We start from the raw sequence: 8,460 nt of genomic DNA, 5'->3' as shown, positions 1-8,460 counted from the left end.
ATTCTTCATCGCTGACGTCGCTCGGATAAGGCTTACGGGTGTCCGTACCCGCAATTGATTTCCAGACCGGTCCATTAGTTCATAACAGGCTCTAGCCGGGCTGGAAGCCGCGGGCGTTGTACAGCGTCAGTTCCCAAGTATTCGTCGCGGCGTCATGGCGCAGGATGTAGCTGGCCTGGTCGCTCGCGGTGACCTTGAAATAGGTGCGGTCCATCGCGGGCCAGCGGTCGATGATTTCCAGCACCGCATGCCGGGTTTCCCCGAGCCAGAAAGCGGCGGGCTCCATCATTCCGGCATGTCCGGCCACGGTTTCAACCCTGAGCAGCATCGACTCTCTCAATCATCAGATGAATTTCAATGATGCACCGCATCGCCGGGGATAGCTTGATTCAACGCTAGCGGCATTGCCGGCCGGTCTGCCCCGGTTGTCCCGGTTGCGTGAACATGCATGGCGCGCCATGCATTTTTAGTACGATGGGCATATCCGCAGCGCTTTCCGCTGCGCTTCACCAAAGCCCAAGCCCGACACCGACCATGACCGTTCCCGAATCGCCCGCCGCCGCCCTGCCTGACGACCTGCCCGAATCCACGGAACCGCCGGCCGCGGCGGAGCGCCATGTCCGCGCCGCCGGCGGCGAGCTGGTCAAGCAGGAGGGAAGGGTGTTCGTGCGCTTCCAGGGCGAGGTGCAGGCCGACCTGCTGCGCGTGGCCTACCGGCTCGTTCCCGAGCAGGGCGTGCTGGCCCGGCCTGCCAAGTGGCGCAAGATGGATGCCGACGCACAGCTTGCTCTGGTGCAGGAGCGGGTCACGGCTGCGGCGATGGAGCGACTGCAGTCGCAGGTCGCCGCCTTCGTCCGCGAGATCGAGGAGGATGCGGAGGACGCCGGGCTCGACGCGATGGTGTTCCTGCAGGCGCTGGCGGACCGGGACAGCGCCGATCCGGCCGGTTTCGTGTTCGACAGGATCAGGCAAAGGCTGCAGCATGCGATCGAACGGGACCAGGAGGAGCGTCATGCCGCCCTGACCCGCGAAAGCATCAACCTGGCCGAGTATCCGGATTCCTTCGAGATGGCCCGCCGCCTGCCGCGCCGCTTCATCGCGCTGCTGGGGCCGACCAATTCTGGCAAGACGCACCAGGCGATGGAAACCCTGATCCATGCGAAAAGCGGTGTCTATCTTGCGCCGCTGCGGCTGCTGGCGCTGGAAAACTACGAGCGGCTGGCGGCCGCCCGTCCGCATGGCGAGGCGCTGAAGGTCAGCCTGGTGACCGGCGAGGAACGCCGGATCGAGGAGGGCGCGACCCATGTCGCCAGCACCGTGGAAATGCTGGACACGCGCACCAGGGTGGATGTCGCCGTGATCGACGAGATCCAGATGCTGGCCGACCGCGACCGCGGCGCCGCCTGGACCGCCGCGGTCTGCGGCACGCCGGCAACCACGGTCTACCTGCTCGGCGCGCCGGAAGCCCGCCGGGCGGTGGAGGCGCTGGCCGCGCGGCTGGAGTGCCCGCTGGAAGTGCATGTGCTCAAGCGCAAGGGGCCGCTGTCGATGGAAGCGCAGGCCGTCAGGAAAGTGCGCAACCTGCGCCGCGGCGACGCGGTGATCGCGTTTTCGCGGCGCGACGTGCTGATGTGGCGCGACATGATCACCGAGACCGGCCTGTCGGTGGCGACCGTGTACGGCAACCTGTCACCCGAAGTGCGGCGGGCGCAGGCGCAGCGTTTCCGCGAGGGCGAGGCCGACATCGTGGTGGCGACCGATGCGCTGGCGATGGGGTTGAACATGCCGATTTCGCGTGTCGTCATGACCACCTCGGTCAAGTACAACGGCGTCGAGGAAGAAGAGATTTCGGCATCGCTCGCGCGCCAGATCGCCGGCCGGGCGGGACGCTATGGCGTGCATGAGGAAGGCTTCGTCGCCGGCTACGACGAGGAAACGCACCAGGTCATGCGCTCGCTGTTGAAGGAGAAACTGGCGCCGGTACCCGCGACCGGCTTCGCCGTCGCGCCCACGCTCGAGCACCTGCACCGGATTTCCTCGGTCACCGGCGAGCAGTCGCTGGCCAGGCTGCTGAAGCGCTTCGTGCACAATATCGACGTCCCGGACGGCTTCTTCTATCCGCGCATCACCGACGAGCAGTCCGAGCGCGCGCTGTGGCTCGATACGCTGGCGCTGACCATCGCCGAAAAATTCACGATGTCGCTGGTGCCCATCACGAGCCGCATCAGCGCGCTCCAGAATGCCTGGGAAAACTGGGCCAGGGCGCTGGCGAAAAAGAAGGTCGTCGCGCTGGACGCGGCCGCAAGCGAGCTGGGGCGGATGACGCTGCAGGAGGTCGAGGACCATTGCCGCCTCTATGCGGCCTACGCCTGGCTGGCCTATCGCATCCCGGAATACTTCCCCAGCATCGAGCTTGCGCAGTCGCTGGCCCGCCGTGCATCGGACCGCGTCGACGCGTTGCTGCAGGCGCAGAACGCGGCACGGCGGCTGCGCGGCAAGCAGGGCGGCCGCTGAGGCAGGGCGCTTCACTGCTGCCGGATGTGCGCCGGGCCAGGCCCGGCAGCAGGCTAGCCGCGCGCCGCGCTCAGAACGTGGCCGGCGAATTCACCCACAGCACCCGCGCCACGTCCGGTCCGGCATTGCGGTAGCCATGCGGCACATTGCTGGGAAAGGTGAAGGCGTCGCCTTCGCCCAGCAGGTAGCGTTCCTCGTCCAGCCGCAGTTCGATCGAGCCTTCAAGCACATAGCCGACTTCCTCGCCGGCATGGACGATGGTGCCGTCGCTGGAGGCGCCCGGTTCGAGGATATGGATGTTGGCCTGCAGCAGCCCGCCCCTGGTCGGCAGCACCAGCCGCTCCAGCGCGATATCGCCGGCCCTGATCACGGGCCGTTCGCCGCGCCGGCGTATCGGTCCGCCCGGCGGCGTTTCCTCCGACGTCAGCTCGGCGATATTGGTGCCCAGCGCCACGGCCAGCCGGTGCAGCATCGCCAGCGACGGGCTGGCCGCGCCGTTTTCCAGCTTGGAGATCAGGCTTTCCGAGCAGCTTGCCTTTTTCGCCAGCTGCAGCAGGGTCAGGCCGGCGACCAGCCGCGCATGCCGCAGCCGCACGCCGAGATTCATCATCGGGGACTTGTCGCCGGCCTGTCCGGACGCCGGGGCCGCGGCCTGCCTGGATTTCATCGCGCTCACTGGTTGGCCAGTTCGACCACGGCATATGCCAGGGCCTGCGCGCCGAGGAAGAGTTCGTCCGGCGCCGTTTCCTCGGCGGCGTTGTGGCTGATGCCGCCCTTGCTCGGCACGAACAGCATCGCGGTCGGGCAATGGTCGGCGAGATACATCGCGTCATGGAAGGCGCCCGAGGTCAGCCGCAGCGGCGCGGCATGCCCGGCAAGCGCGCAGACGCGGCTGCATGCCCGTTCGACCGCCGACACCATCGCGTCCGGGAAGAAGGTCGGGGCGCGCGAGAAAAAGCAGGAGACGCCGACCTGTCCGCGCCACGGATATTCCCGCGTGACCTGGTGCAGCACCTGTTCGAAACGCTCCAGCGCGCTGGCGTCCAGGCAGCGCACGTCGACCGTGAATTCGACCTTGCCGGGTATCGTGTTGACCGAGTTGGGGCTGACCTGCCAGCGGCCCATCGTCAGCCTGAGCTGGCTGCTGCTCTCGCCGGCGGCGTACGCGTAGAGCTGGTGCGCGATGCCGACCGCGGCCGCCATCGCGTCGCTGCGGTCTTCCATCGGCGTGGTGCCCGCGTGGGCCGCGCTGCCGGTGCATTCGACGCGGTACCAGCGCACGCTCTGTATGCCGGTCACGACGCCCAGCGGGATGCCGGCCCGCTCCAGCACCGGGCCCTGTTCGATGTGCAGCTCCAGGCAGGCCGCGATGGGCTGCCGCAGCGGCCGGCGCTTCAGCTCGGGCGTCGCCTCCAGCGCCGCATCCAGCGCAGCGCCGAAACTGATGTTGTCGCTGTCGAGCGCAGCGCGGTACGACGCCAGCCGCGACGGTTCGACGAATGCGCTGGAGCCCATCGCGCCAGGCCCGAAGCGGCTGCCTTCCTCATTGGTCCAGGCCACCACCTCGATCGGCCGCAGCGTCTCGACGCCGGCGTCGTTCAGCGCGGCAAACAGCTCCAGCCCGGCGATCACGCCATAGGCGCCGTCGAGCTTGCCGCCCACCGGCTGGGTGTCGGCATGGCTGCCGGTCAGCACCGGCGGCAGCGACGTCCTGCCGCGCCGGCGGAAAAACAGGTTCGCGCAGTCGTCGGTCTCGACCTCGCAGCCGAGCGCGCTGGCGCAGGCGATCAGGTGCCGCCGCGCATCGAGATCGGTCTGCGTCAGCGTCTCGCGCGCGACGCCGCCGTCATCGCGCCCGCCGAACTGCGCGAGGGCCGCGAGCGCGTCGTCCAGCCGCTTCTGGCTGACATGCGCCCGCACGGTTTCGGGCGCGCCGCCATTCGATTCTTGTTGCCCCGTCATGTGATTTCCTTTTTATTCAGTGCTGTGAGGCGATGCCGCATTCAAGCAGCGCCGCCGCCGCCAGCGTGCGGGCATCGGCCCAGCGCGGGCCGATCACGGTCACGCCCAGCGGCAGGCCGGCAGGGCCGGTGGCGGTCGGCACATGCACGCAGGGATTGCCGAGGAGCGACCACATCCGGTTGAAGACCGGGTCGCCGGTCGCGCCCAGGCCGGCCGGCGCCTCGCCTTCGGCGCTGGGCGCAAGCAGTATATCGACGCTATCGAATACGCGTGAAAGCGCGTGCCGGCTGGCGGCGGCCAATGCCTGCGCGGCGAGGAAGCGCTCGCCGTCGATCTGTTGGCCGGTAGCCAGCAGCGCGGCGAAGCCGCTGCTGAAACGGTCGGCCGCGGTGCGCGCCTCGGGCGCGAATGCCGCGGCCGCCTCGTAGCCCATGATGTCGATCTGGGCAGCGGTCAGGCCGTCGCATGGCGGCGGCAGGCTGACATCGATCAGCACGGCGCCTGCGCGTTCCAGCGTCCTGCCGGCCTGTTCCAGCGCCTCGCGGGCGGCGGGGCTTGCGCGGTCCCAGTGCATGGTGCGGCACAGTCCTACCCGCAGCCGCGTTCCCGGCGCCGGATCGGGCATCAGCGGCAGCCGCGCCAGCGCGCCGACGAAGAATGCCGCGTCGGCAACCGTGCGGGCAAGCACGCCCACGGTATCCAGGCTGGGCGCCAGCGGCTTGATGCCTGCCAGCGGCAGCGTCCCGTGCGTCGGCTTGTAGCCCACCACGCCGCAATATGCCGCCGGCCGGACGATGGAGCCGGCCGTCTGGGTGCCGAAGGCCACCGGCACCATGCCGGCGGCCACTGCCGCGGCCGAGCCGCTGGACGAGCCGCCCGGCGTGTGCGGGCCGGCGCCGGCCGCAACGCGCGGGTTGGCGGTCGGGCCGGGCTGGTAGGTTGCGAATTCCGTCGTGACCGTCTTGCCCATGATGACCGCGCCGGCGGTGCGGCTGGCGGCGACGCAGCCGGCGTCCGCCACCGGGCGATGCGCGGCATAGATCGGCGAGCCATAGGTGGTCGGCATGTCGACGGTATCCATCAGGTCCTTGACGCCGACCGGGATGCCGTACAGCGGCCCCGCGACCGGCTGCCGGTCGAGCTGCCGGGCCTGCGCGATCGCCAGGCCGGCATCGAAGAACTGCCAGGCTCGCACCGCCGCTTCGCGTGCCTCGATGCGATCGATGAACTGGCGCACCACCGCTTCGACGGTGATGTCGCGCCGGGCGATGGCGGCTGCAAGTTCATGCACCGGCGTGTCGAAAATCGTCTTCATGCCATCGTTTCCTTCAGGTGAAGTAAGCGGAGCGCACCGCGTCATTGCCGGCCAGCGCCTCGGCGGTACCCTCGGTCACCACCCGGCCCTGCGACAGCACATAGCCGTAATGGGAAATCGCCAGGGTCTGGCGCGCATTCTGCTCGACCAGCAGCACGGTGATGCCGAGCGCATTGATCTGCCGGATCACGTTGAAATTTTCCTTGACGAACAGCGGCGACAAGCCCAGCGATGGCTCGTCGATCACCAGCAGCCTGGGCTCGGCCATCAGGCCGCGGCCGATGGACACCATCGCCTGCTCGCCGCCCGACATGGTGCCGGCAAGCTGCGCCGCGCGTTCCTTAAGCCGGGGGAAGATTTCATAGACGCGGGCAAGCCGGCTGCGGACCCGCGCGCTGTCGGTCTCGAGATACGCGCCGAGCGCCAGGTTCTCCGCCACGCTCATGCGCGGGAACACCTTGCGTCCTTCCGGTATGCAGGAAATGCCGCCGGCAATGATCGCATGGGTCTTCTGCCCGGCCAGGTTGCGCCCGTCCCACAGCACTTCGCCCTTGCGCGGCGGCGTCAGGCCCAGGATGGCGCGGATCAATGTGCTCTTGCCCGCGCCGTTGGCGCCGAGGATGCAGGTGATCTTGCCCGGCGCGACATCGATCGACACGTCATGCAGCACATTGACCTTGTCGTAGCCGGTGGTGAGGCCCCTGACGCTAAGGTGGCTCATGCGGCTTCTCCCAGGTAGGCGGTCTGGACGTTGGCGTCCGCGGTGATTTCGGCATAGCTGCCCTCGGCGATCTTCTTGCCGTAGTTGAACACGATGCAGCGGTCGGTGATGCGCTCGATCACGTTCATCTCGTGCTCGATGAGCACGATGGACAGGTTGTCGAGCTTGCCGCGCACCTGCAGGATGTCTTCCATCAGCGCGTCGGTTTCGTCATGCGTCATGCCGGCCGAGGGCTCGTCGAGAAGCAGCAGCCGCGGCCGGCTCAGCAGCGCCCGGCATACCTCGATGCGGCGCCTGTCTATCATGCTGAACGTTTCCACCGGCTCGAACAGGCGGTTCACCAGCGGAGGGCTGAAGATCTGCAGCAGCGCTTCGATCTTCCCGACATAGGCATCGTATTCGGCCCGGAACGCGCGGCGCCTGAACAGGTTGAAGAACAGCCCGTGCTGCATGTGCTGGTAGTCGCCGATGACGATATTGTCGAACACCGTCAGCGGCAGCGACAAGCGGGAACGCTGGAAGGTGCGGGCCACGCCGCTGCGGTAGATTTCCTGGGGCCGCTGCCCGATGACGTTGCGTCCGTTGTAGGTGATGGTGCCGCTGCTCGCCTTGTACAGGCCGGTCAGCACATTGAAGAAGGTGGTCTTGCCGGAGCCGTTCGGCCCGAGCAGCCCGAGTATTTCGCCTTCCATGATCTGCATGTCCAGCTTGTCGAGCGCGGTCAGGCCGCCGAAGCGCATGGTCAGCCCGGCGACGTCGACCAGGGCCTGGCGATGATTCGTCATGCGGCCTCCCGGCGGAAGAACAGCCGCCGCGTGCGCGGGAGCAGGCCGTCGGGGCGGAACAGCAGGATGGCGATCACCAGCGCCGCATACAGCAGGAAGCGGTATTCCTGGATGAACTGCAGCTTCTCCGGCAGCATCAGCACGATGATCGCGGCCGGGATCAGGCCGACCGGATTGCCCAGGCCGCCGAGGATCACGATCGACACCATCAGCAGCGAATCCGAAAACGTGAAGTTGTTGGGCGCGATGAAGCCGACCACGATGCCGTACACGCTGCCCGCAACCCCGGCAAGGAAATTCCCCAGCGTGAACGCGACCACTTTCCAGCGCACGATATGCAGCCCGAAGGTCGCGGCGGCGGTTTCATCGGTGCGCACCACGTCCATGCTCAGGCCTATCCACGAACGTTCGAGCGCCTTGACCACGACGAAGGCGGCGGCGCAGATGACGAGGCTCAGCACCGCGTAGACCGCGTAGAAGGAAAACTCGATGCCGCCCAGCTTGAAGTTGTCGTTGAACGGATGGCCGAACAGGGTCATGCCGGGCACCTGCAATCCCTGCGGGCCGCCCAGCACGTCGTTGACCTCGATGAAGGTGCGGAACAGGATGCCGAACGCGATCGTGACCAGCGCGGCGTAATGGCCGCGGGTGCGCAGCACCGGCAGGATCAGCACCGAGCCGATGATGGCCGCCACCACGCCCGACACCAGGATCACCAGCAGGTGCGGAATGCCGGTATGGGCGAACAGCACGGCCGTGGTGTAGCTGCCGATGCCGAAGAAGGCGGCGCCGGCAAAGTTGGCCACGCCCGCATAGCCGGTCTGCACGGTCAGGCCGAGGCAGGCGGTCGTATAGAGCAGCACCGAGCAGATCATCAGCAGCACGAAATGCGCATCGTGGAAGGCTGCCACCAGCGCCAGCACGCCGATCACGGCCCACAGCCGCGCGAGTCCCGGACGCTGCGCGGCGGCGTCCTCGATGCGCCGGGCCATGCCCAGCTTCCTGCTTCCCAGCGCAATCAGCACGGCCGCGACCAGCAGCGCGGCTACCGCCGGCTGCGATTCCGCGTGCAGGAACAGCCACATGTAGCCGGTCAATGCGAGCGCCAGGAGGGCGAGCGTCAGCCCGGCGCGGCGGGGCTTTACGGTTGCATCGTTCATCAT

Annotated in this window: 8 protein-coding genes; 1 reads left to right on the top strand and 7 read right to left on the bottom strand. The window is 67.8% G+C overall.

Features of this window, described 5'->3' with window-relative positions; translation table 11 throughout:
• Positions 1–91 precede the first annotated feature (91 nt).
• Entirely contained in the window at positions 92–328 is a 237-nt protein-coding gene (locus QOL82_RS22830) for a hypothetical protein (protein ID WP_283444623.1), read from the bottom strand.
• A 206-nt stretch (positions 329–534) separates the two neighbouring features.
• On the opposite strand from QOL82_RS22830, the gene QOL82_RS22825 reads away from it, so the two are divergent.
• Positions 535–2,514 (top strand): helicase-related protein, encoded by a 1,980-nt coding sequence (locus QOL82_RS22825; protein WP_283444622.1) that lies wholly within the window; start codon positions 535–537, stop codon positions 2,512–2,514.
• 70 nt (positions 2,515–2,584) lie between these two features.
• On the opposite strand, the gene QOL82_RS22820 is transcribed toward QOL82_RS22825, so the two are convergent.
• Genes QOL82_RS22820 through QOL82_RS22795 form a run of 6 tightly spaced genes read right to left on the bottom strand, consistent with a single transcriptional unit; the run spans position 2,585 to position 8,460 of the window.
• On the bottom strand, positions 2,585–3,181 hold the full coding sequence (locus QOL82_RS22820) for a cupin domain-containing protein (protein WP_430438527.1): 597 nt from the start codon (positions 3,179–3,181) through the stop codon (positions 2,585–2,587).
• A 5-nt stretch (positions 3,182–3,186) separates the two neighbouring features.
• On the bottom strand, positions 3,187–4,476 hold the full coding sequence (locus QOL82_RS22815) for a M20 family metallo-hydrolase (protein WP_283444621.1): 1,290 nt from the start codon (positions 4,474–4,476) through the stop codon (positions 3,187–3,189).
• A 16-nt stretch (positions 4,477–4,492) separates the two neighbouring features.
• Complete coding sequence (locus tag QOL82_RS22810; RefSeq protein ID WP_283444620.1) at positions 4,493–5,791, bottom strand: amidase; 1,299 nt, start codon at positions 5,789–5,791, stop codon at positions 4,493–4,495.
• Positions 5,792–5,804: 13 nt separating this feature from the next.
• On the bottom strand, positions 5,805–6,512 hold the full coding sequence (locus QOL82_RS22805; RefSeq protein ID WP_283444619.1) for an ABC transporter ATP-binding protein: 708 nt from the start codon (positions 6,510–6,512) through the stop codon (positions 5,805–5,807).
• On the bottom strand, positions 6,509–7,297 hold the full coding sequence (locus QOL82_RS22800) for an ABC transporter ATP-binding protein (RefSeq protein WP_283444618.1): 789 nt from the start codon (positions 7,295–7,297) through the stop codon (positions 6,509–6,511). The genes QOL82_RS22805 and QOL82_RS22800 overlap by 4 nt, the downstream gene beginning before the upstream one ends.
• Positions 7,294–8,460, bottom strand: coding sequence for a branched-chain amino acid ABC transporter permease (locus QOL82_RS22795; RefSeq protein ID WP_430438526.1), 1,167 nt, complete (start codon positions 8,458–8,460; stop codon positions 7,294–7,296). The genes QOL82_RS22800 and QOL82_RS22795 overlap by 4 nt, the downstream gene beginning before the upstream one ends.

Origin of the sequence: Noviherbaspirillum suwonense, assembly GCF_900182955.1 — a bacterium.
Classification (GTDB): Bacteria; Pseudomonadota; Gammaproteobacteria; order Burkholderiales; family Burkholderiaceae_D; genus Noviherbaspirillum_A; species Noviherbaspirillum_A suwonense.
Note: the sequence above shows the minus strand (reverse complement) of the source record. Positions and strands in the feature narration are given on the sequence as shown.

Bases quoted from the DNA above. Each gene is read 5' to 3' on its own strand.
- QOL82_RS22810 (WP_283444620.1), bottom strand. From the start codon at position 5,791: ATGAAGACGATTTTCGACACGCCGGTGCATGAACTTGCAGCCGCCATC.
- QOL82_RS22800 (WP_283444618.1), bottom strand. From the start codon at position 7,297: ATGACGAATCATCGCCAGGCCCTGGTCGACGTCGCCGGGCTGACCATG.
- QOL82_RS22815 (WP_283444621.1), bottom strand. From the start codon at position 4,476: ATGACGGGGCAACAAGAATCGAATGGCGGCGCGCCCGAAACCGTGCGG.
- QOL82_RS22825 (WP_283444622.1), top strand. From the start codon at position 535: ATGACCGTTCCCGAATCGCCCGCCGCCGCCCTGCCTGACGACCTGCCC.
- QOL82_RS22795 (WP_430438526.1), bottom strand. From the start codon at position 8,460: ATGATGAACGATGCAACCGTAAAGCCCCGCCGCGCCGGGCTGACGCTC.
- QOL82_RS22830 (WP_283444623.1), bottom strand. From the start codon at position 328: ATGCTGCTCAGGGTTGAAACCGTGGCCGGACATGCCGGAATGATGGAG.
- QOL82_RS22820 (WP_430438527.1), bottom strand. From the start codon at position 3,181: ATGAAATCCAGGCAGGCCGCGGCCCCGGCGTCCGGACAGGCCGGCGAC.
- QOL82_RS22805 (WP_283444619.1), bottom strand. From the start codon at position 6,512: ATGAGCCACCTTAGCGTCAGGGGCCTCACCACCGGCTACGACAAGGTC.